This is a genomic window from Alcanivorax sp. HI0083 (assembly GCF_001635175.1).
Window position 1 is genome coordinate 1 of record NZ_LWFX01000567.1, and the last position, 376, is coordinate 376.

1 protein-coding gene is annotated in these 376 nt (G+C 54.5%); it reads right to left on the reverse strand.

The window, feature by feature from the left end; translation table 11 throughout:
• Nucleotides 1-376, reverse strand: a 376-nt coding sequence (locus A3754_RS05760) for an efflux RND transporter permease subunit (protein ID WP_197468490.1), incomplete at both ends; no start/stop codon positions are given.

Sequence of the window (376 nt, forward strand, 5' to 3'; positions counted from 1 at the left end):
CCAGCGTCAGCACTGCTCCCCCGGTTTCCTGGTTAGCTTGTTCTATCGCCTTGCGTACTTGTTGATGACTGATCCCATGGCTGGCGAGTTTGACCGGGTCAGGGACTACCTGATACTCACGTACCATGCCGCCTATGGTTGCCACTTCTGCAACGTCAGGCAGAGTCTGCAGCTCGTATTTTAGAAACCAGTCCTGTATCGAGGTTAGCTGCGATAGATCATGCTGGCCGGTGCGATCGATCAATGCGTACTGATAAATCCAGCCGACACCGGTAGCGTCTGGCCCAAGTGATGGTCGTGCTGTACGCGGCAATTCAGACTGGACCTGACTAAGGTATTCCAACACCCGTGAGCGTGCCCAATACAAGTCGGTACC